The sequence below is a fragment of the Halobacillus hunanensis genome (genome assembly GCF_900166655.1).
GTDB classification, from domain to species: Bacteria; Bacillota; Bacilli; order Bacillales; family Halobacillaceae; genus Halobacillus_A; species Halobacillus_A hunanensis.
This window is the reverse complement of the sequence record NZ_FVZB01000006.1, coordinates 330,087-354,681: the sequence shown is the minus strand read 5'-3', so window position 1 is coordinate 354,681 and position 24,595 is coordinate 330,087. Positions and strand designations below refer to the sequence as shown.

Sequence of the window (24,595 nt, the reverse complement as noted above, 5' to 3'; positions counted from 1 at the left end):
TAGTAGGAGGATAGAAGTTGTTCACAAATTATGAATGGTCATAGGTAAAATCTCATAATATATGATAAAATAATTAAATATTAAGAAAATTAGGAAGGAGGACACATGTGACTTCGATTCCAATCATTGAGACACAGCTTATGCCTCCAACAATTAAAGATCAATATATTAGAAGGGCACGATTGCATAGAAAGCTTTCGGCTATCCCTGAGTTCCCCCTCACTTTTGTCCACTCTGGAGCAGGATATGGAAAAAGCACTGCACTGGCTTTATTTACGCATGAACAGAAAACAAATTATGCCTGGTACTCAACGGCTGTAAATGACGATGACTTTTTACCTTTTTTAACAAAATGGGTACACGCGATTCGGCGTCCCTTTCCCGAATTTGGTGAAAAGACTCTCAGTCAGCTTTATGATATGAATCATTATATAGGTGAAGAAGAAGTCTTCAGTTTCGTAACAACTTTTGTTCACGAAGTTATGGAACTACGGGAAGAGGTATGTTTTATTTTAGATGATTATCACCTTGTCCAAGACTCGCTTGCTATTAAACGTTGGATGCAAACTTTTCTGCAGCATATTCCGGCGAACTTCCATCTTGTCATAGCAAGCAGGGTGCTGCCGGAATGGCAGGAGCTCTCAACGATGAAGGTGAAAGGGCAGGCGCTTGAAATCAATCAACATGATCTAACCTTTTCTGAAGGAGAAATCAGCCATTTGCTGCATGATATTTATCAGGTGAGTTTAAGTGAAGAGGACTTGGCCCAGATCGTAAAGCTCACGGAAGGATGGGCGATCGCTTTTACGATGCTCGTACAGCATTTGCAATTTAATACTACGATGGAAGACATTATGAAAAATAAACAGGATTCATTGCAGGAGCTTTTTAACTATTTAGCGCATGAAGTATTAGCTGAGCAGTCGATGATGGCTCAGCAATTTCTTGAGCAGACGAGTATTCTGGAGTCGATGGATCCTAAAAGCTGTGATGCAATCCTCGATATGAGCGGGTCGGCCCCGATGCTGGAAAAATTAGCTTCAAAACATTTGTTTATCCAACGGCTGGATCATTCTCATTATCGTTATCATGCTTTATTTAAAGAATTTCTGGAGAATCGCTTGGCGGCTAAGGATCAGCAGGAATTGATTGAACTCCACTTAAGAGCTGCTAAATATTACAAACAGCGTCAGCAAATTGAACAAGCTATGAATCATTTGAAAGAAGTGAAGGCATATAATCAACTTGCCGATGACCTCGTTTTCTTTGGTGATGACCTTTTGAAAAATGGCAGGCTGCAAGCATTAAAAGATTACTTATTTGTCCTTCCTAACCGATATAAAGATCGAAATCCAAAGCTTTGGTATTACCAGGGTGAAATTTGCCGGTATCGAAATAATTATGAAAATGCGGAAAAAAGCTATAATCGAACGAGCGAACTGGCCGGTCATAAAGATAATGGATATTTAATTAGTTTGGCATTAGAAGGCAAGGCATGTATTTATCTGGATACTATTCAACCTGACTTAGCCGAACGAATACTTCAGCAAGCCATCCAATTGCGGGAAGGTGCTCATGCATCAAAAGAAGATATGGGGCGTCTATATCATCTTTTGGCGGAGAATCTGTTAAATGCCGGGCAAGCTGTTAAGGCAGAAGCCTGGTTGAATCGCGCTAAGTCACTGGATTTGCCGTTGCGTGATGGAAATCTTGAAGCACGTATCTTGTTAAGAACAGGTCGTTTAGAAAAAGCAAAAAGGCTCCTTCTATCCAAGAAAATGAAGGAAAACGATGATTCGCAGCTTCCTCAATCTCATCGGGAAACGGATGTGCTGCTATCGATTATCGAATCGTTCCTTGGCAATGCAGAAGAGGCCAAAGGCTATGCGCAGGAAGGAATTAACTTAGGGGTTGAAGTTCAATCTCCCTTTGTTGAGGCTTGTGGATGGATTCGCATGGGACACGCTGTTCATTTAATTCCACGCTATGAAGATGAGCTGGCAGTTGAATGCTATCAAACAGCTTTGGATATAATGGAGAAATTAAATGTTTCACGAGGGAAAGCAGAACCGTTAATGGGGCTGTCTATCTTGTATGGTTGGCAGAAAAGGTTTGAAAAATCTTTTGAAATCGGGGAAATGGGTCTTGAAGAGACAAAAAAGGTAAAGGATGTCTGGCTATCTTCTCTGATCCAGTTGAGTCTAGGTTTATCATCAATTTATTGTGAGCAATTGGAGAAAGCAAGCACGTTAATCCGACAAGTGGAGCTACAGTTCGAACAGTGCGGGGACAGTTACGGATTTATGCTTACTTCGTTTTGGCAGGCATATATAGCGTTGAAAACAGAAGATGAGGATGGCTTTTCTAAACATATTAAAGTTTTTCTGGAGCATGTCCACACCAATGATTATGAGTTCTTTTTGAAAAAACGCACCACTTTTGGACCGGCAGATTTGAGTAACTTTGCTCCGATGTTAATGAAAGCTCGTTATCTTAATATTTGTCAGCAGTATGTTAATAAGTTGATGGATGACCTGGATCTTACTGATTTTCAACACCACCCAGGATACACTCTTTCCATTACAACCCTCGGCGGTTTACAGTTGAAATTAGGTCAGGAGCCTGTAAAAGAAAAGGATTGGCAGCGTAGTAAGGCGAGGGAGCTATTTGAATTATTGGTAACGAAACGTCATCGTATGGTTATGAAGGATGAAATCTATCAAGAGCTCTGGCCGGGTCAATCTGAAGAGAGTTCCAACCGTAATTTCAAAGTTACGATGAACGCCTTATTAAAAACATTGGAACCAAATCGAAAAGCACGCGGGGAACCTTTTTTTATCAAGAGAAATGGCAGCGCTTATGGTCTGAATAAATATGCTGGCTATACGCTGGATAGTGCACAAATGGAAGAGTCAGTTACGAGCGGGTTAGATGAAAAAGACCCTCTAAAAGCTGAACGGCTTCTGAAACAAGGATTGCAGTTTTATAAAGGAGATTATTTACCGGAGCGGCATTTCGAGCACTGGTGTTTAAATGAAAGAGAACGCTTGCAAGTGCTTTTTCTGCGTGGTGCTGAAAGGATCGCTCAGATTTATACTCGCCTTGAGCAGTACGATCCGTGCATTCATTGGAGCCAGAAAATCATTCAAAATGATCAAACATGGGAAGAAGCTTATCGATTATTAATGTATTGTTACTACCAAAAAGGTAACCGTCCTCAAGCGATGAAATGGTATCAACGGTGTGAAGAGGTTCTGGAATCAGAGTTGGGGGTTGATCCAATGCCGCCAACAAAAGATATGTATTTGATAATTAAAAGTTCAGGAGATATTCAAGTATTTGCATAAACGCGCTTTTGGCGCGTTTTTTTATGTGTTCTTCTGACTGTGTAAATCAATAATTCTATGGGGTTGTCAAAGACTGGATAGAACTAATAAACCATGGTCATGTAACTCGCTTGTAACAGCTGATCTTTATTATAAAGTTATCTAATTTTAAAGGGGGACGTTTTTGATGAGGTGGAAGAAATGGATAGTGAGCAGCTTGCTTATACTCGGGCTGGTCGCCTTAACAGCCTGTGGTGAAGAAAGTTCAGGTGAGGCCGGTAGCACTAAGGACGAAACGATAAAAATTGGGGTGCTAGCCTCTTTAACAGGTGCCTTAGAATCCTATGGTCAACAAACGAAACGAGGATTTGAACTGGGAATTGATTATGCTACCGACGGGTCAGGTGAGGTGGCTGGCAAGAAAATCGAAGTCATCTATGAGGATACTGAAACAGATCCTAAGGTTGCCCGCCAAAAGGCAATCGGACTGCTTGAAGAAGAAAATGTGGATTTTCTCGTCGGGGCTTCGAGTTCTGGTGACACACTGGCTGTCACTCCACTTGCTGAGGAATATGAAAAAATTATGGTTGTAGAGCCTGCTGTAGCAGACAGCATTACAGGTTCAGAATTTAATGAATATATTTTTCGAACAGCGCGCAATTCTTCGCAAGATGCGATCGCAGGAGCTGCAGCCATTGCTGATGAAGGTGTAAAAATCGCCACGCTGGCACCTGATTATGCTTTTGGCCGCGATGGGGTAGCGGCTTTTAAAGAAGCAGCAGTAGACTTAGGTGCAGAAATTGTTCACGAGGAATATGCAGATCCAAATGCAACGGACTTTACAGCAAATATTCAAAAGATCATCGAATCTGATCCTGATTATTTATTTGTTATATGGTCTGGTGCGAACTCTCCTTGGAATCAAATTGCCGATATGAAACTGCAGGAGCAAGGGATAAAAATTTCTACAGGAGCTCCTGACATTGCAGCACTATCAACGATGAAACCATTAGTTGGCATGGAAGGGTTCACAGTTTATTACCATACCTTGCCAGATAATGAAGTTAATGATTGGTTAGTGGAAGAACACAAGAAACGCTACGATGGTGAAGTTCCAGATTTATTTACACCAGGCGGCATGAGTGCAGCCATCTCGATTGTGGAAGCCGTTAAGAAAACAGAGGGCAAGACTGATGCTCAGACGCTAATCAAGACGATGGAGGGAATGAGTTTTGACACACCTAAAGGAGAAATGACGTTTAGAGAAGAAGATCACCAGGCTTTACAATCTATGTACTCGATCACCTTAGAAGAGAAGGAAGGATTTGATTATCCTGTACCTGTTCTTAATCGGGTGCTGACACCAGAGGAAACAGCACCGCCAATTCGAAATTAAAAGACGATGAGTAAAGGATGAAGACTTTTGTGTAGATTCATCCTTTCAATTCTTTACACGAGGTGAAATTAATGTCCGCTATAATATCAACCCAACAATTGTCAATTGCCTTCGGGGGTCACTTGGCTGTTAACCAAGTCAGCACCGAGATTCACGAGAAATCATTTACATCGGTAATTGGTCCTAATGGAGCAGGGAAGACGACTTTTTTTAATTTGCTTAGCGGCCAGCTCAACCCAACTGAGGGGCGTGTGTTTTTTCGAGGAAAAGATATCACTGCACATTCCCCTACAAATCGATCTCGCATAGGGATAGGACGATCTTTTCAAATTACGAATGTTTTTCCTAATCTAACCGTATTGGAAAATGTGCGATTAGCTGTTCAGTCCCAAGCTAAGGTACGTTATCAACTTTTTGCTCATTTTTCTTTTTACCATAAATTTGAGAATAAGGCACGTGAGTTATTGAAAACCGTATTGCTTCATGAAAAGGAAGCGTCGTTAGCTGTTAACCTAGCTCACGGGGAAAAGCGAAAACTGGAAATCGCCATGCTGCTTGCGCTTGAAACTGAAGTGTTATTGCTTGATGAACCGACTGCTGGTATGTCACTTGAAGAGGTGCCTGCGATATTAGAGGTGATTAAGGCGATTAAGGAAAAAGGAGATCGGACCATCGTTTTGATCGAACACAAGATGGATATGATCCTCGATCTCTCAGACGAGGTAATGGTTTTGTTTAACGGCGAATTGTTAGCGAAAGGTTCGCCCGAAGAGATGATGGAGAATGAAACAGTCCAGTCTGCATATTTAGGAGGACTTCATAGTGAAAACCTTGCTTGAGTTAACAGCTATTCAAACTTACATTGATCAGTACCATATTTTGCAAAATGTATCCTTTGAAGTTCCACGTGGAGAAGTCACAGTATTATTAGGTCGAAATGGGGCAGGAAAGACAACGACGCTTCGGACAATTATGGGTCTTAACCCTGCTGCGAAAGGAAACGTTTTATTTAAAGATCAAGAGATTACAACGCTTAAGCCCTACGAAATTGCTAAGCGGGGAATTGGCTATGTTCCGGAGGACCAGGGGATTTTCGGAGATCTGACAGTTGGAGAAAATATGCGTGTGGCTATGCAGAAAGAGGATGAGGCTACTCAAGAAAGGCTGGAATGGATTCTCGACCTTTTTCCTGATTTGAAGAAGTTCTGGAAGCGGCCCGGTGGTCAGTTAAGCGGCGGCCAAAAACAGATGCTGGCAATTGCGAGAGCGTATATGAATGAAACGGAGCTGCTGCTTATTGATGAACCTAGCAAAGGTTTGGCTCCTATCATTGTAGAAAAAGTGATGGAATCAATCGAACAGATGAAGGAAAAAACGACCATAATTCTTGTAGAACAAAACTTTATGATGGCCAGTCAAATTGGGGATCGTTTTTACATTCTCGATGATGGACGAACAGTTCATCGGGGAGAAATGGAAGAATTACGCGTAAATGAACAATTAAGAAAGAAATATTTAGGAATAGCTTAGGAGGAGGTGGACTCATGGATTTACTGCTTAACTTAGCTGTCAATGGATTAGCGACAGGGATGCTTATCTTTTTACTGGCTGCAGGATTGACGTTGATTTTTGGCTTGATGGATGTATTGAACTTTGCTCATGGAGGACTGTTTGCATGGGGTGCCTTCAGCGGTGTCTGGGTCTATGATCTCTCAGGCAGCTTTTGGCTTGCTATTATCGGGGCTATTTTGACCGGTTTATTACTTGGGTTAATTACAGAGTACTTAATTATTCGACCGGTGTATGGCAACCATGTACAGCAGATTTTAATTACACTTGGACTTATGATGGTACTTTCGGAGCTCATCAAGGTTGTTTTTGGTCCAGATCAAAAGGCAGCAACACCTCCTGCGTGGTTAGATGGCAGTTTAATAGTAGGTGACGTTATTTTGATTAAATATCGTTTATTTATCATTCTGGTAGGCTTTCTTATCTATGGCGTAACCTATTACATTTTAAAAAATACCCGAATCGGCCTGATCGTGCGCGCCGGAGTTATGAATAAAGAAATGGTTCAGTCGCTGGGGATCAACATCCGCATGGTGTTTATGCTCGTTTTTATGGCTGGTTCAGCGATGGCTGCCCTTGGCGGGGTATTAATGGCTCCGTACTCAGGGGTGATCTATGCAGAAATGGGACTTGAATATGCAATTCTGGCCTTTATTGTCGTAGTTATTGGCGGAATGGGCAACTTTACGGGATCTTTATTTGCAGCAATTCTGGTCGGTCTTTCTCAAGCCTTCATGGCGTATTACTTCCCGGCACTGTCATTAGCCGTAAATATGTTATTGATGGCGATTGTTCTTATATTCAGACCACAAGGCTTATTTGGATTGAAGGTGAGTAAAAATTGAAAAAGCAAAAGTGGCAAAATAGTACGTTCATTTATATAGGGTTTATAGTTGTTCTGGCCATGATTCCTTTTATTAACGACAGCCGGAGTTTACTTTTTCTCATAATGCAGATTTTTATATTTGGAATTTTTGCGATGAGTTATGATTTACTGCTCGGCTTTACTGGAATTGTTTCATTTGGGCATGCTATGTATTTTGGGGTTGGAGCTTATTCCGTTGCCGTCATGATGGATAGTAATGAAGCAACTGTTATGTATTTAATTTTAGGATTGTCCGCGGCTGTAGTCATAGCCAGTGTGGTCAGTTTTGTCGCCGGCATTTTGACATTACGTTTGAAAAGTCACTTCTACGCTATGCTTACCTTGGCCCTGGCTGGATTATTCTTAGTGGCAGCCGAGAAATGGCGTTCCGTAACCGCTGGCAGTGATGGATTTATCATCATGATCCCAGATATACTCAGAGATCATTCCACTATGTATTTACTATGTCTCTCCGTACTCGCTTTACTCTTCTTTGGATTGAGAAGACTTACCCAATCCCCTCTTGGAAAAGTACTGATTGCTATTCGCGAAAATGAACAACGCACTGAGTCATTGGGCTATAAAGTGGTTCACTACAAAGTGATTGCCAGTGTGATATCAGGAATAGTAGCTAGTATTGCAGGGGGATTGTACGTTTTAACACTGCGTTTCGTCGATACAAGTGTATTTGCAACAGATGTTACACTGGATGCTTTATTAATGACGATTATTGGCGGAGTGGGGACACTAGTGGGGCCGATTATTGGTGCGGCCTTAATAGAAATCGCTCACCATTGGTTGTCTGACCTGTCAGATGTGCATTGGATTTTTGAAAGGTGGATCATTCTGTTTGGAACGATATATATTCTCGCGGTTATTTTCTTCCCTAAAGGAATCGTTGGGACATTAGCTGAAAAGCTGGGAAAACGGAGAAAGCAACGTAAGAAAGAAGCAGAACAATCTAAAAAAATAGCTAGCTAAGGAGAGTATTCATGAGCCAATCTATTCAATCATTTGTCGTCAGGTGTCATCCAAATCATGCTAAAGAGGATGAAGGGGCTCCTTATCGGATAAAGGTTACTCATGTTCAGGCAGAACAGGAGGAGAGTTTTAACAGTTTCGAAGATGTTCTTCGTTATATGAAATCAAGTATCGAACGTACAAATCGTGTTCATTGAAGGAGGAAGAAAGGATGGGGACAGGGATCATTGGACTTGGGACCTATATACCTGAGAGTTTCATAACAGGGGAAGAAATTGCGCAGCAGGCAGGAATCCCTGTTGAAGTTGTCGAACAGAAAATGGGAATTATAAAAAAACCACTTCCCGGCCCACAAGATCATACATGTGAAATGGGAATTAGAGCCACAGAGGCAGCCTTGAAAAGAGCTGACTTACCACCAGAGTCTATTGATCTTGTTATCTATATTGGGGAAGAACATAAAGAATATCCTTTATGGACAGCAGGAATAAAGCTGCAGCAAGAGGTGGGCGCCGTTAACGCCTGGGCATTTGACGTGGCACTTCGCTGCGGAACAACGATCATGGCTTTAAAGATGGCGAAGAATATGATGATGGCAGATCCCGATATTTCAACGGTGCTGCTCGCTGGGGGGTACCGTAATAGTGACTTTATCCGTTACGATAATCCGAGAACACGATTTATGTATAATCTCGGAGCAGGCGGCGGCGCCCTGTTGTTGCAAAAAGGGTCGGATGGCCATCAGGTTTTATCGAGCCACATTATTACGGATGGATCGTTTTCCGAGGATGTGGTTGTCGTTACAGGCGGAACAAAATATCCAATTAATGAAGATCGATTAAGGCAAGGACTTTATCAGCTGGATGTTCTGGATCCACAGGGTATGAAGCAAAGACTTGAAGAAAAATCGATGAGCAACTTTTTGTATTGTGTTCGTGAGGCTTTAAGGAAAAGTGGTTATACTGAATCAGATATTGATTATGCAGCGATGATACACATGAAGCGGTCGGCCCATAATTACGTATTAGCGGAGCTGGGTGTCTCTCCAGAACGCTCTATTTATCTAGAAAACTATGGTCATATTGGTCAAATGGATCAGATCATCTCACTAGTTGAGGCTGAGAAAAAAGGGATGCTTCATAAAGGAGATGTGGTTGTACTGGTTAGTGCAGGGATTGGATATGCCTGGGGAGCCACTGTCGTTCAATGGTGAAAAGGAGAGATAATCTTGAGATCTGTGCAATTAACGAATGGAGAAAAAATAAGCTATCGGGTTCGCCGCGGGGGGAAGGAAGTTGTCCTGCTCCTGCATGGTAATATGACATCCTCAAAGCACTGGGATCTCGTTTTAGAAAGCTTTGATGAAAACTATACGTTATACGCAGTTGATTTAAGAGGATTTGGTAAGTCGACTTATATGAGTCCGATTGAATCTATCCGTGATTTTTCCGATGATGTAAAAGATTTCGTCGATACATTAGAGCTAGACTCCTTTTCGATGATCGGCTGGTCAATGGGAGGTGCTGTAGCCCAGCAGTTCTGTGCCGATTATCCGGGCTATTGCCAGCGGCTTGTTTTGCTCGCTTCAGCTTCAACGCGGGGCTACCCTTTTTATGGAACAGGTGCCGATGGGCTGCCAGATGTGAATCACCGCTTAACCACATACGAAGAAGTTAAGCAAGATGCAGGGAAAACAATCGCTGTTCAGGGAGCATACGACCGGCAGGATAAGGAATTTTTACGGTTGTTATGGAACTCATTGATTTATACTCAAAAACAACCACCAAAACAAAGATACGATGCCTACCTTGAGGATATGTTGACACAGCGTAATCTTGCTGAAGTGTATCAGGCTTTGAATCGATTCAATATCAGTTCAACTTATAATGGTCTCGTGGAAGGTACGAACCAGGTGAAAGATATAGATATTCCAATTTTAGTGCTTCGTGGAGATCAGGATCTAGTGGTAACGGAACAAATGATAAAAGAGATTCTAGGCGACTACGGAGATCAGGCGGTTTATAAAGAGTTGTCAGGGGCAGGTCATTCACCTCTGGTAGACAATTTAGCTGGCCTATTGCAAACGATTGAATTATTTATTGCAGATAAGGAGAGAAATTATTCATGAGATTAAAAGATAAAGTGGCGATTATAACTGGATCCGCCAATGGAATTGGACTTGAAGCAGCTAGGCGGTTTGCCGGGGAAGGTGCAAGCGTCGTGATGGCTGATTTCGATAAGGAAAAGGGAAAAGAACGGGAGCGTGAACTGCAGAAGGATGGGTATGATGTAATATTTATACAAGTGAATGTGGCAGATCGATCCAGTGTGGATTCCTTGATGGATCGTGTGAAAGAAGAATTTGGCCGTATTGACATTCTAGTTAATAATGCAGGAATTACTAGAGATGCCATGCTGTCAAAGATGACCGTCGAACAGTTTCAACAAGTTATTGACGTCAATTTGACCGGCGTCTTTCATTGCGCACAAGCTGTGCTTCCAGCCATGAAGGAACAAGCGAAAGGAAAAATCATCAATACATCCTCTGTTACTGGTACATATGGAAACGTTGGACAAACAAATTATGCAGCAGCAAAAGCCGGATTAATAGGAATGACCAAAACATGGGCGAAGGAACTTGGAAGAAAAGGAATAAACGTTAATGCGGTGGCGCCAGGGTTTACGGAAACAGGAATGGTTGCGGAAGTTCCGGAGAAAGTGATTGATCAGATGGTCGGGCAAGTTCCGATGCAAAGATTAGGGCGGCCAGAAGATATCGCCAATGCTTATCTATACTTGGCCTCGGATGAATCAGACTACGTAAACGGTCATGTTCTTCATGTTGATGGCGGGATTATGATGTAAAGATAGGAATCAGCTGTCTCCAAGCAGACAGCTGATTTTTTTGCGAAAAACAGTTAACTAGGTCATTAAGTGAATGGATTTCATTATTCTCAGACTTTGAGCAGCAAGGGCAGTTTTTTCATCATCTGGATGGGGAGAAGGTGTGAGGGGAAAAACTCGATTTCCATCAGGTTGGGGAAAAAGTGTTTTTATCAAATGAAAATTCGAACAGAGTAGAAACTATGATTGGTTCCAACTCCTAACTTTCTAGCAAAGACTGTAACTTTAGAGTAACTGCTTTTCCCTATACTTCAAGTTAGCACAGTAGAGGGAGAGGTTGTCGTGATGTATGCATTGGATTGGCTTAATGATCGAGCTAGATTGTTTCCGGATGATGAAGCTATCGTCGAAGCAAAAACGGGGCAATCATGGACCTTTAGACAAATCAACAAGCGGGCAGAACACCTGGCCGCTTTTCTCCAGGCGCAACATATTACAAAAGGTGATCGTGTAGCTTTGCTGTCACCAAATCACATTAGTTATTTTGACTTTTTATTTGCTTGTACAAAAATTGGGGCTGTGTTTGTACCTATGAACTGGCGGTTGTCAGAACAAGAACTTCAATATATTTTGAGGGATGCTAGTCCAAAAGTGGTCGCAGTTCATGAACAGTTTAGTGAAATGAGTGTACACATGGCTAAAGAATACTCTGTTTTACTTTTAAGTGGAAATGACTACTTGTCTAAAATGACAGAGTATCCACAGGAGTTACGTGTGCCAACAAGAGAAGAGCACGAACCATTAGCAATGATTTACACAGGTGGTACTACAGGAAAACCGAAGGGGGCTGTTCTCTCACATCGATCTATTTTGTGGAATGCAATCAATACGATTATTAGCTGGAATATCGTAAAGGAAGACCGAACGTTAACGTGTTTGCCTATGTTCCATACTGGAGGACTGAATGCCTTATCTCTCCCTGTTTTATTAATGGGAGGTACTGTTATCATTTCTGAAAAGTTCGATCCTGACCAAGCTGCGCGTGATTTGCAGCGTTACCGGTGTACAATTGTTTTATTCGTACCGACGATGCACCATCTATTAGTACAAACACCTTTCTTTCAGCAAGCAGAATATCCTGACATGAAAGTATTTTTATCGGGCGGTGCACCTTGTCCATTAGCTATTTATAAGCACTATGTTCAAAAGGGATTAAAGTTTAAGGAAGGCTATGGCTTGACAGAAGCAGGACCGAACAACTTTTACATCTCCCCGGAAGATGCTCAAACACATATTGGGTCCGTCGGGAAACCCATGATGTTTAACCAAGTTCGAATTGTCGATCCAAACAATGGTGATCAACCGCCGGGGGAAGTGGGAGAACTGCTGCTTTATGGTGATCACACTTTTGAATATTATTGGAATAACCCTGAAGAAACGAGGCTGTCTTTTCAAAATGAATGGCTGCACACAGGGGATTTGGCTAGACAAGATGAGGATGGCTTTATTTATATCGTCGGACGAAAAAAAGAAATGATCATTAGCGGCGGTGAGAATATTTACCCGTTGGAAATCGAGCATTGGCTGTTGTCACAACCTAATGTAAATGAAGCGGCAATTGTCGGTATTCCTGATGACAAATGGGGAGAGCGTGTGGTTGCCTATATTTCGCTTAAAGATTCTACGAATTGTATTGAGCCATTGAAAGAGGGATGTCGAGAAAATTTTGCTGGATACAAAGTCCCTAAACAATTTCATGTGTTAGATGAGTTACCGAAAACGGATGTTGGAAAAATTGATAAGCAGTCTCTGGTGAAACAATTTTCGATAACTGATTAAACAAGAACATCAGGTAAATAATCCGAACGTGTGAACTTCCCCTATGTCAGGTCAAATTCACACGTTCTTTTTGTATGCTGATCCACCCAAAAATGATCTGTGCTTGATTTTTACTAAACGGTACGATAATCTATGCTCAATCTTGAAAAGTACAATCATACATTGGGATTTGGAAGGAGAACGAGATGCGAGAGATAAATGTGACACCGTTACAAACTGTCGAAAGAGCGATAAAAATCTTAGACTGCTTTAGTTTTGACACGTATTTATTAACCATTGATGAGCTGGTTAAGAAGACCGGTTTAGCGAAAGCTACCACGTATCGTTTACTTTGGACGCTCGAAAAAAACGGATTAATTACTTACGATTCCAGAGAGAATGCCTATAAACTAGGTTATAAAATGCTTAGTTATGGGGGCATTGTTATGGAAAAGCTTGATATTAGGCAGGAAGCAGAACCTTATTTAAAGGAATTACATAGAGAAACAGGTTTTCAGGTTATGCTAGCAGAGAAGCACAGAAATCATATTCAATATATTTTAAGTTACAACAGTGAAGATGACTTTGAGCCAGGCTCTTATGTAGGGAAGCAAAGATTGTTACATTTTGGTGCCCTCGGCATTTTATTTATGGCTTACTCTTCAGAAAACGAAGTGAATGAATTTTTAAGTGAATATCCGATTGTTGAGCACACGCCCTATACAGTGACAGACAAAGGTAAATTCTTAAAGCGGTTAAATCAAATTAGCCATCAGGGATATCATGTTGATCATGAGGAGACTTATTTTGGCATAACTTCGATTGCGGTTCCTGTATATGATTCAAGTTCAAATATTGTAGCTGCGATGGCGATTGCTGCCCCAAGTTTTAAATTAACTGGAGATATGCTGGATCAGTCTATCGAAAGGACAAAAGTAATCGCAGGGAATATATCAAGGAAACTAGGATATCGTTCATAAAAATTGTCTCCAACCGAAATACGATCCTGAAAGGGAACCTTACTTATGTAAAGTTCCCTTTTTATCGTTATGCGGCGGATTTTTGTGCGTTTGAGTCTCTTGATAAAATTTTATCGATTGCCCATAAATTATTCCCATTTAATAGAAGATAAATAGACATAGCCAATAAGGCGAGGTCAAATTCAAAGCCATCTGCTTGTTCAGTACCAAGTAATCCATTTGCCAGCTTCACTTTCATAATAGCGACGACCATAATGACGGCAAGCAAAGTGGATACAATTTTTGTTCCTAAACCAATGATTAACGCAACTCCTCCAATAAGTTCTGTGAATGCGACAACATAAGCGAGGAAACCTGGTAATCCTAGACCAGCAAACATGCTCACCGTATTTTCAATACCACTTTGAAACTTTGCTAAGCCGTGAAAAAAGAAGATAACACCTAACGTCAGTCTTAGAACTAGTCCGCCAATCTCATGTTTCATTGATTTGATTCCCTCCTGATTGATTAATTGGATAATTAAAATTATTCTAATGCAAGCTTTTGCGAATGGTCAATGGTACAATGGTAACCAATAAATTCACTATTAGAGGTGTTTGTTTTCTATAGAGAGACAAAGGGCTGGAGATAATAAATAGAAAAAAGTTTATAAATAGGCCATTTAAATGGGTATTAATGGCATGCTGCCTTGAAAATCGAAAAAGAATTTGTATAAAACCAGCAGCCAATTTTAAAATGGAGAGTCCAAGCGACTCTCCATTTTATTAGTAATTTCACTTGGCTACACGCTGTTCCTCATGAAGTTCTTTATTCGGACGTTGATTGTAATAAGCCACTTTTTCCGGTATTAAAAATAAAGCAATTGCTGCGATTGCACCAGGTATCGCAAAGGCTACAAAATTTAGTTGAATAGGTAAAGCTGCTGATAAAAGCACACCGCCTAAAATAGGACCTAACAACCCTCCAAATCTTCCTACACCTGAAGCCACTCCCAGTGCAGTAGACCTTGTATAAGGAGGATAATATTGTGATACATACGCCTGTACAATATTTTGCGCTCCGATTGTACAAGCGCCCGCAAAGCCTACTAATAGGTAGGTAACGAAAGCATTTCCGCCAAACCCGAGAAGAATTAAGCTTACAGCACCAACAGCATATAACGGTATCAGCATCTTTCTGGAGCCATATTTATCACAAAGTCGAGCGATAATAAGTGTTCCTACAATGGCTCCTCCTTGAAGGGAAATTAAGAAACCGAGGCTTGAATTTAAGGCATAGCCCGCTTCGATCATAAGGTTTGGCAGCCAAGTGTTTAATCCGTAAATCATTAACAAACACATGAAAAAGGCAATCCAGAACATAAAAGTACTCAGAGCACGTGAGTCTTTAAATAAATCGACAACTGGAACCTTTGAATTGGAGGATTCTAATTTTTCAATCTCGTCGTTTTTTGAAAACGTTGCTTGCGGACTTACTTTAGAAAGCGTCTGAAATAACTCATCTTTTTTACCCTTTCGAATTAATTGACTTGGCGTCTCAGGTAAATATTTCAGCATAAAAGGAAGGAATAACATAGGAATTCCAGCAACCCAGAAAACAGATTCCCAGCCTAAAGTTGGGAAGAGGACGATCCCTAGAATTGGGGCAAGCATACCACCTACAGAGTAGCCGCATAGAACAATGGAAACTACCATGCTTCTCATATTTTTCGGAGCATAATCCGTTAATAGAGCAATAACATTAGGCATGATCCCACCTAGACCTAGTCCCGCTAAAAATCGGAATGATGAAAAAAGAGCAGGTGTAGTGGCAAAACCACATAGGAATGTAAATAAGCTAAAAATAGCGAGTGTAATCATAATGACATTTTTTCTCCCAATTCTGTCCGCAATCATTCCAAAGAACGGTGCTCCAAAAACCATACCAAATAATCCATAGCTCCCAATTGCCCCTGCTTCAACTGAAGTGAGATTCCATTCTTCAATTAATAGAGGCACAACCGTTCCGAAAACGACAAGATCATATCCGTCGACAGCGATGATGAAAAAACACCATGCCAGCAGGCCTAAATGGAAACGGTTGAATTTACTGTTACTAATAACTTCTGGTACCTTAACTTTTGACATCAACTCTCTCCTTTTTATATGTAGTTATTCATGAAAGCGTTTACTATACATTCCAAATAGAAGCTGAAAATTGAGCTAAATGCAGCCCATTAGTCAAATAAGAAATAGAAGATAAACCATCATCCTCTCTTAGTGCTGGATTCAATGGTTATGAAGACAGATTTTATAAACGGAAGCGTTTTCAATCAATTATATAAATAGTGAACAACGAACACTAATAATGTAAAATAATTATGTTGAAAAGTCAAACTATTTTTTATAATATAATGGGTCAATTTTTGACGAAAAAACGTGCAAGAACCATAGTGGCTCTTGCACGTTTTCGATTTCTAATAAGAATGTTTAAACCTCGTGACCAAACGACGACGATATCTGTTTTCCGATTCTGATTATTTCTAAGCTTGTTGGTTGATCTAACTGTGTTGGAACATAATCTTTAAATCCAACGATGGTTAACACACCAATCAAGTCCTTTTTATAGTTAAATAGAGGCACAGCTGCTGAGGAAACACTTGGCACGAGAGGTTCCTCAGCAAAAGCAATTTCATGATCCAAAATAAATTGTTTCTCTTGATGTAGTAAGTTTTTTTCCTCTGTAGTCAAATCTTCTAAATTGGTTTCAGCCCAGTCTTTTGTAATGTCTGGATGCAGGAAGGTATAAAAAACCTTGCCAGAAGATGAACTTAAAGGTAATGAAGTGCCGATTTGGGCGCCAATATTCAAGCCTTTACGTTCAGATGAGATTTTAGCTACGATGGGCCCGTCCTGTGTCCAGGAAGCAAAAAGAGTTGTACACTGGCATTTTTGATTTAACTCACGAAGGTACGGACTGATCCGTGCAATAAGATCTTCCTGACCAATGGCTGCCATCCCATATTCAATTAATTTACTTCCCAAGGTGTATGCTCCATCCGTTTTATTGCGATAAAGCATTTTGAGGTCTGTTAATGTGTGCAGGTACTTGTAAAGGTTACTTTTTGTAATGCCGGTTAACTCTTGTATTTCTGAAAACTTTAAAGGTCTTCCTTCTTCTTTTATCACTTCTATTATATTTATGCCTGTATTCAGGGATTGTATCCCGTTATTTTTACTAGTAGACAATGTTTGTACCTCCGTCATTAAATTAATCGAGAATATACCGTTGTTTCTTTGCACTTTCTATCTTATTATGTCCAGTTTGTATATTCAATGGAATGAAGATTAGAACTGGTGTTGCAAGCTTCGCAGTGTATGAATAGAAACCTGTGAAACCGAATTCAATAAGTTAAATTTTGAAAATTTTCTTGACAATTCATAGCGCAATCTGTAAACATTATATACATAGTGAACTTAATTCGCTATTTTGATAAAATGTTGATTGAATGCTCTTCTAATTCATTCTAGCCGATATAGAAAGCGCTTTTATCAATTGAAATCTAGAGGGTATATTCAATTGATTATGGAGGAAGCGTCCAATTTCTTTAAAGCTGTCATCAAAAATTAAACAGGAAGGTGATTATATGATTGAAACTACAAAAATTCCTTTCACCGTAATCGGTGGAGGTATTGGAGGGCTTGCCGCCGCTCTTGGTGCTGCAGAATCAGGGCGACAAGTATATGTACTGGAACAAGCACCTGAATTTGGTGAAATTGGAGCTGGGATTCAGTTAGGACCAAATGCCATGGCCGTTCTCGATCGTTTCGGATTGCTGGGTGAGATTGATAAATATGCGGTCTATCCTAAACGACTTGTATTAAAAGATGCGTTGACTGGGGAAGAATTAACAGATCTTGATCTTGGCGATTCCATCAAAGAGCAATACGGTTATACCTATACGGTTATGCATCGATCAGATCTTCACAAAGTTTTGCTGGAGGCCTGTGAAAAAAATCCGTCGATTACTTTATTAACGAACCAACAAGTAAGCAAAGTGGAAAATCATGATGACTTTGTAACGATTGAGTGTACGAGTGGGGAAGTTTATGAAGCTGAATCACTTGTTGGGGCAGACGGAATTTGGTCCAAGACTCGTGAACTCTTTTCTCAGGATGAAGGAGTGACAGAAGGGTATGTAGCCTATAGAGGAGCCATACCGATGCATGAAATCAGTGAACACGCTGACTTTGACGATGTCATCATGTGGATTGCCCCCAACTTGCATCTTGTACAATATCCGGTAAGGAGAAAAGAGCTTTATAATCAAGTGGCAGTATTCAAGAGTTTTAATTATAAGAAAGGCAAGAGCGACTGGGGAACACCAGAAGAGTTAGATGAACATTTCGGTAAATGCTGCCCTAAAGTCCAAAAGGCTGTTACGTTTATGTCCAGGGAACGACGCTGGGAAATGTATGACAAAGAGCCGATTAACAATTGGACTGAGAATCGACTTACACTGTTAGGCGATTCCGCTCATCCGATGTATCAGTATTTAGCACAAGGGGCGTGTCAAGCATTAGAAGATGCTTCGTATTTAACGGATAAATTGAACGAATACGGTGATGAAGATATTAATAAAGCATTCAATGCGTATCAAGAAGAAAGAATGCCTAGAACGGCACAAGTTCAGAAAAGAGCAAGGGTGTGGGGCGATATTATCCATGCTGATGATCCAGTAGCGAGATTAATGCGCGACTCGTATTTCAAAACACGTCAATCAACTTCTTTCGAGGACGTGGAATGGATGTATGGATACTTTAAAAAATCATCTTTAAGTTATAGTTAAAAAACATGTTGATGATTTTTGAAAACGGTCTCAATTATCTGTGGTTATTATTTGACAATTATGACTAGTCTAGATAAGATTTAATCAATAAATTCATAATATGAAATAATAATTCACTATATGAATTAAGGAGTGTTGGAAGTGAAAGTTGTAAATTATTTAGCAGAACATAAAGAGAAACGTACAGGAAGTTATGAAAACGGTTTTGTAGTGGACTTAAATCAGGCTTATGTAAGTTATCTTCAAAACAAGGGAAGCCAGATCGCACAAAAAGTAGCTGATGTAATAGTCCCATCTGATATGTCTTCTTTGTTAGAAGGTGGAGAGGAATCATTAGTAGAAGCTAAAAAAGCTGTCGATTTTGTATTGAACTCTCGCAGTGAAGCGGATGGACAAGTTGTATTCAATAAAGAGGACGTAAAACTGGAGGCACCAGTCGGAAAACCAAGCAAGATCATTTGTGTCGGTCACAACTACAAAGAGCACATTTTAGAAATGAAAAGAGAACTGCCGGAGACTCCGGTTGTGTTTGCAAAATTCAACAACACAATTTCAGGACCTGAGGCACCAATTTATTTGAAAGATGTATCTAAACAGTTTGATTATGAAGCTGAATTTGCATTCGTTATAGGAAAGAAAGCTCAACAGATTAAGAAGGAAGATGCGCTTGATTATGTAGCAGGATATACCATTGCAAATGATGTCAGTGCGAGAGATCTTCAAAAAAGAACTTTGCAGTGGCTCCAAGGTAAGAGCATTGATGGAAGTCTGCCGCTAGGTCCATGGCTTGTAACGAAAGAGGAAGTTCCAGATCCACATTCATTAAATATCGAATTAAAAGTGAACGGTGAGACGAAGCAAAAGTCTAATACTGGCAATCTAGTATTCGATGTAAACTTTTTAGTAGAGTTTTTATCAGAAATCATCACGCTTGAGCCAGGCGACGTCGTTCTGACTGGAACTCCTGGCGGTGTAGGAGCTGCAAGGGATCCACAAGAATTCCTTAAGGATGGAGATACGGTAACCATCAGTGTTGATGAAGTTGGCGTGCTGGAAAATGTGGTGGAAGAGGAAGCTGCTAAGAAGATGGGAGTTAAATCATGAGTCGTTTGCAAGAATATCAACAACAAGTAGAGCAAAGAGTCAGTCAGTACTTAAATGTTTCAGACGTTTCGGAGGATATTGTTAAATGGAAGCCTTCTGAAGATGAGTGGTCGATTTTGCAAGTTCATTGCCATGTAAATGAATCTTTAAACTTCTGGACCGAGGATTTGCTTGGCGCAGTGAACGGAAATGAAAAGTGGGGACGTACTTTAAAACATGAAGGTCGACTAGCTGCTGTAGAAAATGTGGAGGGAACCAATATTCAAGAAATTCGTTCTCAAATCGAAGCGAGTAGAGATCGGGTAGTGAACGAACTAGGCAAGCTTGACCCGTCTGTTTTAGATATGGAAAAAGAACATGTGAATCCTAAGTTTGGTGTCAAACCACTATCGTTTTTAGTTGAGCACTTTATTGTAGAACACGTTGATAAACATGTTAGTCAGGCGGAAAGAAACGTGAATAATTATAAACAACAAGTGAAGCAATAATAAGGGAGTGACAGGTAATGGAACAAAACGACTTTATGAAAAGTAAACAGGTCCGGGACTTTGATGAAGATATTAAGCAGCATCATTTAGGGCCACTGTGGCATGCTATTCCAATCCTTGCTTCTAAAGAACCAAACAAAACGGTTAAACCTTATCTATGGAAATGGGATTTAATTAAAGAGAAATTAGAAGACGCAACTGAAATTTTCACGCCTGAAAGAGGCGGCGAAAGAAGAGCGATTTACTTGCAAAACCCTGGGTTAGAAAATCGTGAGCCATATGGATGGGGCTCTACAACCTCTACAATGTATGTAGCTGTACAGCTCATTCTTCCAGGAGAAACGGCACCTTCCCATAAACATACGCAAAGTGCTCTTCGCTTTATCAAAGAAGGCGACGGAGCTTATTCAATTGTAGATGGAGAACGATTGTTTATGGAAGAAGGGGATTTCTTATCTACCCCTAAAGGACGTTGGCATGGTCATTCTCAGCCAGGCGATAAGCCTATGTTCTGGATTGATGTGTTAGATATTCCGACAATTTACTTCTTAAATGGGTCTTTCTTTGATGGACACCCAGATGGGATTGAACAACCTTCATTACCAGACAACTATTCTGCTAGAAAATACGCAGGCGGCGGTCAGTTAAGGCCCCCGGAAGATCGCAATAGTGAGCACACACCACTTGGTGCTTATAAGTGGGATCAGACAGAAAAAGCGCTTGATAGTTTGTCTGATTTTGAACCGGATCCTTACGATGGATATACGGTTGAGTATCTCAGCCCAGCTAATGGTGAAACAGCTCATCCAAACATTTCATCCCGTGTTCAAAAGCTGACACCAGGGTTCCATTCAAAAGCTCATCGTCATACTAGTTCAACAGTGGTACACGTCTATCAAGGCGAAGGGTATACTGTCATTGACAATGTTCGTTATGATTGGGGAGAAGGAGACATTTTAGTTATCCCTAACTGGACATGGCACGAACATGTTTCCACATCTAGCGAGGATACTTATTTATTTACGGTCAGTGATTTGCCTATCATGAATAAGTTCGGGCTTCAAAGAGAAGAGGTTTATACAGAGAATGAAGGTCATCAAGAAGTAAAAGATGTATTTTCACCAGTTTTACAAGAGAGTTAAGATAAAAGAAAGTGGTGCCGTGTTGATGGCACCACTTTCTTTGGTTATTTGAGAGTATTCAGCTCTTTCTCGGTCTTTTTATTTATCGATTCAAAAATACGATCCGTTTCGGAAGAATCAACGGCGTCTTGATAAACAGACGCAAGTTCTTCATCGTGCTGCTTTGCTTCCTTCAAGAACCTGCCCCCTTCTTTCATATATGATTTGTAGCCGCGTGTAAGATTGCTAATCTCATCTGCATATTTTTCATCGGTCCCTGGAGTTACGGCTTCAGCGTAGACATCAACAATGATGTCGCCCTCACGTTCTGGGAAATATTCATGTGGATCGGTACTGTCAAAAACACAAAATCCTAATTCTCGAACAATCACCATGTCTAGGCTGCCCGGGTCAAATCCACAGTGGTAAATTTCGACGTCATAACCAAGGTTTTCGCCGGCAGCAGCTACCTTTTTAAGAATAGTAGATTTTCCTGTTCCTGCACGGCCTTTAATGAAATATCGCGTGTTTAAATCATCAGTTAAGTTTGGAATATAGTCCGTTACCCCTTCTGGAGTGGAAGCACCAAAGAAGCGTCGTTTTACTACAGGAGTGGTATCAGAAGTACTTTTAGTGGTAAAGAGATGGGATATTAAGTCATTAGTTAATTGGTCTGCTTTTGCGAAATTCATTTCATCAATGTAGATTTCCTCTAACTCGTCATGTATATCAAGCCCTTTTCTAAATGATTGAAGCGCTTCAAGACGAGCTTTCTTTATTTTATTTTTTAAAAAGAAAATTTGAGCTTTCTGGTCCTGTAATTGATCAAAGTTAATGGCAGCATTCATATTGATGTACTCAAGGTGGTCTAAATCGAAGTCCATCAAAGGAGATTCTCCACCATAAATACCGATTTTTAATTGAGGAAATATAATCCCGTCCAATCCTTGGTTGTCAGTCGAATCGTGAATGATTTCTATATTGAGATTCTCATCTTTCCATTGCTCTAACAATTTTTTCATCACGTCAACTTTTCCTGTATAAGGTAACCCCTGCAGTATAAAAACGTGATCTAGTCCTTGGTAATTAAAATCATAGAGAGTGTAAAACCCTTTAGCCGTATAATCACCGGCAAAATAATGCAAAACCTTTCCAGCCATCCTAACACTCCTTCGAACCCATTTTTCAATCCGGATCTCTTTATAATGTAAGGTATGCATTCATTTTATATAGGTGAATAACCCGATGACGGTCTTGAGTTATAATGGCAGGGAATTTGTAGAATAAACAGTTTCCTTGTTGAGGGGGGAGACAAATCTGGTACACTAAGAGAAACATACAGGTATGGAGGATGAGACATGTCCGGAAAGAATAAAGACTATCGTTTTACCATAGCAAATCGCGAAGCTTTAATTGGTATTACGCTAGCAGTGATTAACTTTGTTTGGTGGTATGGTTTTGCTTACGGATTAGGCAGCAAACCTCCAGAAAACTATCATTTTGTATTAGGGCTGCCAGCATGGTTTTTTTATAGTTGTGTAGTTGGATTCATACTTATCGTGGCTCTCGTTATTGTTGTTGTAAAATTCTTTTTCGTGGACGTCCCATTTGAAGAAGAGGAAGGCAGAGGAAATGGATCATGAATGTAGCTGTAATTGTGCCATTACTTATTTTCTTAGTACTTATTTTCCTAGTTGGGTTCATAGCTAGTGGATCTTTAAGAAAGTCCAATAACGACTTTTTAGAAGAATACTTTTTAGGGGGACGTGAGCTGGGCGGATTCATTTTGGCTATGACGATGACAGCTACATATGGGAGTGCAAGTAGTTTTATAGGAGGACCTGGGGTAGCTTATACAGAAGGGCTAGGCTGGGTTTTGCTTGCTATGTCACAAGTAGTTACTGGTTACTTTGTACTGATGATTTTAGGGAAAAAATTTGCCATCATGTCTCGAAGGTATAACGCGGTAACCTTGACCGATTATTTAAAGGGACGTTATCAAAGCAAATGGGTCGTATTGACCGCGGCAGTCAGTATCATTATTTTTCTATTTTCGGCGATGGCTGCTCAATGGGTAGGCGGTGCTCGATTAATCGAATCGTTAACAGGGTTGTCTTACCATACGGCACTATTCTTATTCGCTTTATCCGTTCTCGTTTATGTGGTGATCGGCGGTTTTAGGGCGGTGGCATTAACGGATGCGGTTCAAGGTGTTGTGATGTTTGGAGGAACACTGATTCTTCTCGTAGCTATTATTATTGCGGGTGGAGGCATTCCAGCTATTATACAAGAATTATCTGCCGAGAACCCGAATTTAATTACACCTTTTGGAGCAGAAGGGAGCTTGACCCCCACTTATGTTTCTTCTTTCTGGATACTTGTAGGAGTAGCCGTAGTCGGGCTGCCTCAAGTTACCGTACGGGCGATGTCTTATAAAAGTTCGCAAGCCATGCATCGTGCGTTAATTATTGGAACTGTTGTCGTTGGATTTATCATGTTGAATATGCATTTAATCGGAGTATTTGCCAGACCAATTCTGCCAGGGATTGAAGTAGGAGATAAAGTAATGCCGCTGATTGCTTTAGAAGTGTTACCTTCATGGCTGGCAGGTGTAGTCTTAGCTGCACCAATGGCAGCTATTATGTCAACAGTTGATTCACTGCTGCTTTTGGTTAGTTCATCTGTCGTTAAAGATGTTTATGTCAACTACATCAAGCCGGATGCCTCTCCTCAACGAGTAAAAACATTAAGTTTCGGGGTGACATCGCTTCTTGGTGTTCTTGTGTTCTTAATGGCTCTTAATCCGCCGGATCTTCTGATATGGCTTAACCTGTTTGCCTTTGGCGGGTTAGAAGCAACGTTTATTTGGCCGATTGTGATGGGATTATATTGGAAAAAGGGAAATAAATATGGTGCACTATCCTCAATGGCCGTTGGAGTTATCACGTACATTGTGATCCAGCAATTCTTTCCAACACCTTTTGGGATGCACAGTGTCGTTCTGCCGATTATCTTGTCATTTGCTGCCTATGTAATCGTCAGCTTGGCAACACAAAACATGACCCTGGAGGAATATGCAGCCCAACAGCAAATCGAAGGGAACATATAAAATAACAAAAGAGGGTGGGACAAAACCCAGTCTCCTAAACGAAGAGTAGCCCGCCGAACAAAGTTTTTGTTCGGCGGGCTACTCTTTTATTTTAATCTAAATAAATTCTATTTTGAAAACAAAATAAGGACACACTCTGATAAAATTATAGTTACCACACAATAAC

22 protein-coding genes are annotated in these 24,595 nt (G+C 40.6%); 18 read left to right on the top strand and 4 right to left on the bottom strand.

Annotated elements, in window-relative coordinates:
* Positions 1 to 107: 107 nt before the first annotated feature.
* The 12 genes from B5354_RS07390 to B5354_RS07335 all read left to right on the top strand — a co-directional run bounded on the left by B5354_RS07390 (position 108) and on the right by B5354_RS07335 (position 13,779).
* Entirely contained in the window at positions 108 to 3,347 is a 3,240-nt protein-coding gene (locus tag B5354_RS07390; RefSeq protein ID WP_245804736.1) for an AfsR/SARP family transcriptional regulator, read from the top strand.
* A 166-nt stretch (positions 3,348 to 3,513) separates the two neighbouring features.
* Complete coding sequence (locus B5354_RS07385; RefSeq protein WP_079527422.1) at positions 3,514 to 4,722, top strand: substrate-binding domain-containing protein; 1,209 nt, start codon at positions 3,514 to 3,516, stop codon at positions 4,720 to 4,722.
* 71 nt (positions 4,723 to 4,793) lie between these two features.
* On the top strand, positions 4,794 to 5,561 hold the full coding sequence (locus B5354_RS07380; protein ID WP_079527420.1) for an ABC transporter ATP-binding protein: 768 nt from the start codon (positions 4,794 to 4,796) through the stop codon (positions 5,559 to 5,561).
* Positions 5,545 to 6,252, top strand: a complete 708-nt coding sequence (locus B5354_RS07375; protein ID WP_079527418.1) for an ABC transporter ATP-binding protein — start codon at positions 5,545 to 5,547, stop codon at positions 6,250 to 6,252. The genes B5354_RS07380 and B5354_RS07375 overlap by 17 nt, the downstream gene beginning before the upstream one ends.
* A gap of 14 nt (positions 6,253 to 6,266) precedes the next feature.
* The gene (locus B5354_RS07370) at positions 6,267 to 7,136 is read left to right on the top strand and encodes a branched-chain amino acid ABC transporter permease (protein ID WP_079527416.1); all 870 of its coding nucleotides are present in this window, start codon (positions 6,267 to 6,269) and stop codon (positions 7,134 to 7,136) included.
* A complete protein-coding gene (locus B5354_RS07365) occupies positions 7,133 to 8,137 on the top strand; it encodes a branched-chain amino acid ABC transporter permease (protein WP_425432102.1) in 1,005 nt (334 codons plus the stop codon). Before B5354_RS07370 ends, B5354_RS07365 begins: the two co-directional genes overlap by 4 nt.
* 11 nt (positions 8,138 to 8,148) lie before the next feature.
* Positions 8,149 to 8,334: a hypothetical protein gene (locus B5354_RS07360; RefSeq protein WP_079527414.1), complete on the top strand. Its 186-nt coding sequence runs from the start codon at positions 8,149 to 8,151 to the stop codon at positions 8,332 to 8,334.
* A 14-nt stretch (positions 8,335 to 8,348) separates the two neighbouring features.
* Positions 8,349 to 9,350 (top strand): 3-oxoacyl-ACP synthase, encoded by a 1,002-nt coding sequence (locus tag B5354_RS07355; RefSeq protein WP_079527412.1) that lies wholly within the window; start codon positions 8,349 to 8,351, stop codon positions 9,348 to 9,350.
* Between the two features lie 9 nt (positions 9,351 to 9,359).
* Positions 9,360 to 10,265, top strand: a complete 906-nt coding sequence (gene phaZ, locus B5354_RS07350; RefSeq protein ID WP_079527410.1) for an intracellular short-chain-length polyhydroxyalkanoate depolymerase — start codon at positions 9,360 to 9,362, stop codon at positions 10,263 to 10,265.
* Positions 10,262 to 11,002, top strand: coding sequence for a 3-oxoacyl-ACP reductase FabG (gene fabG / locus B5354_RS07345; protein WP_079527408.1), 741 nt, complete (start codon positions 10,262 to 10,264; stop codon positions 11,000 to 11,002). Before phaZ ends, fabG begins: the two co-directional genes overlap by 4 nt.
* 324 nt (positions 11,003 to 11,326) lie before the next feature.
* Positions 11,327 to 12,820, top strand: coding sequence for an acyl-CoA synthetase (locus B5354_RS07340; RefSeq protein WP_245804772.1), 1,494 nt, complete (start codon positions 11,327 to 11,329; stop codon positions 12,818 to 12,820).
* Between the two features lie 185 nt (positions 12,821 to 13,005).
* Positions 13,006 to 13,779, top strand: coding sequence for an IclR family transcriptional regulator (locus B5354_RS07335; RefSeq protein WP_079527404.1), 774 nt, complete (start codon positions 13,006 to 13,008; stop codon positions 13,777 to 13,779).
* A gap of 67 nt (positions 13,780 to 13,846) precedes the next feature.
* On the opposite strand, the gene B5354_RS07330 is transcribed toward B5354_RS07335, so the two are convergent.
* From B5354_RS07330 to B5354_RS07320, 3 genes are all read right to left on the bottom strand, one after another.
* Positions 13,847 to 14,263 (bottom strand): DoxX family protein, encoded by a 417-nt coding sequence (locus tag B5354_RS07330; RefSeq protein ID WP_079527402.1) that lies wholly within the window; start codon positions 14,261 to 14,263, stop codon positions 13,847 to 13,849.
* A 289-nt stretch (positions 14,264 to 14,552) separates the two neighbouring features.
* On the bottom strand, positions 14,553 to 15,905 hold the full coding sequence (locus B5354_RS07325) for an MFS transporter (RefSeq protein WP_079527400.1): 1,353 nt from the start codon (positions 15,903 to 15,905) through the stop codon (positions 14,553 to 14,555).
* Positions 15,906 to 16,247: 342 nt separating this feature from the next.
* Positions 16,248 to 17,006 carry an IclR family transcriptional regulator gene (locus B5354_RS07320; protein ID WP_245804735.1) on the bottom strand — a complete coding sequence of 253 codons (759 nt, stop codon included), beginning with the start codon at positions 17,004 to 17,006 and terminating at the stop codon, positions 16,248 to 16,250.
* 398 nt (positions 17,007 to 17,404) lie between these two features.
* On the opposite strand from B5354_RS07320, the gene B5354_RS07315 reads away from it, so the two are divergent.
* The 4 genes from B5354_RS07315 (at position 17,405) to B5354_RS07300 (ending at position 21,341) form a co-directional block, all read left to right on the top strand.
* Positions 17,405 to 18,607 carry an FAD-dependent monooxygenase gene (locus tag B5354_RS07315; protein ID WP_079527397.1) on the top strand — a complete coding sequence of 401 codons (1,203 nt, stop codon included), beginning with the start codon at positions 17,405 to 17,407 and terminating at the stop codon, positions 18,605 to 18,607.
* Between the two features lie 141 nt (positions 18,608 to 18,748).
* Positions 18,749 to 19,711 (top strand): fumarylacetoacetate hydrolase family protein, encoded by a 963-nt coding sequence (locus B5354_RS07310; RefSeq protein ID WP_079527395.1) that lies wholly within the window; start codon positions 18,749 to 18,751, stop codon positions 19,709 to 19,711.
* The gene (locus B5354_RS07305) at positions 19,708 to 20,199 is read left to right on the top strand and encodes a DinB family protein (protein ID WP_079527393.1); all 492 of its coding nucleotides are present in this window, start codon (positions 19,708 to 19,710) and stop codon (positions 20,197 to 20,199) included. Before B5354_RS07310 ends, B5354_RS07305 begins: the two co-directional genes overlap by 4 nt.
* A gap of 17 nt (positions 20,200 to 20,216) precedes the next feature.
* A complete protein-coding gene (locus tag B5354_RS07300; protein WP_079527391.1) occupies positions 20,217 to 21,341 on the top strand; it encodes a cupin domain-containing protein in 1,125 nt (374 codons plus the stop codon).
* Between the two features lie 44 nt (positions 21,342 to 21,385).
* Here the strand turns inward: B5354_RS07300 and B5354_RS07295 are convergent, their stop codons facing one another.
* Positions 21,386 to 22,480: a PRK06851 family protein gene (locus B5354_RS07295; protein ID WP_079527389.1), complete on the bottom strand. Its 1,095-nt coding sequence runs from the start codon at positions 22,478 to 22,480 to the stop codon at positions 21,386 to 21,388.
* Between the two features lie 198 nt (positions 22,481 to 22,678).
* Here B5354_RS07295 and B5354_RS07290 point away from each other — a divergent pair, with 198 nt between their 5' ends.
* Both B5354_RS07290 and panF read left to right on the top strand, forming a co-directional pair.
* Positions 22,679 to 22,963, top strand: coding sequence for a YhdT family protein (locus B5354_RS07290; protein ID WP_079527388.1), 285 nt, complete (start codon positions 22,679 to 22,681; stop codon positions 22,961 to 22,963).
* Positions 22,960 to 24,429 carry a sodium/pantothenate symporter gene (gene panF / locus B5354_RS07285; RefSeq protein WP_079527386.1) on the top strand — a complete coding sequence of 490 codons (1,470 nt, stop codon included), beginning with the start codon at positions 22,960 to 22,962 and terminating at the stop codon, positions 24,427 to 24,429. Before B5354_RS07290 ends, panF begins: the two co-directional genes overlap by 4 nt.
* Positions 24,430 to 24,595 lie beyond the last annotated feature (166 nt).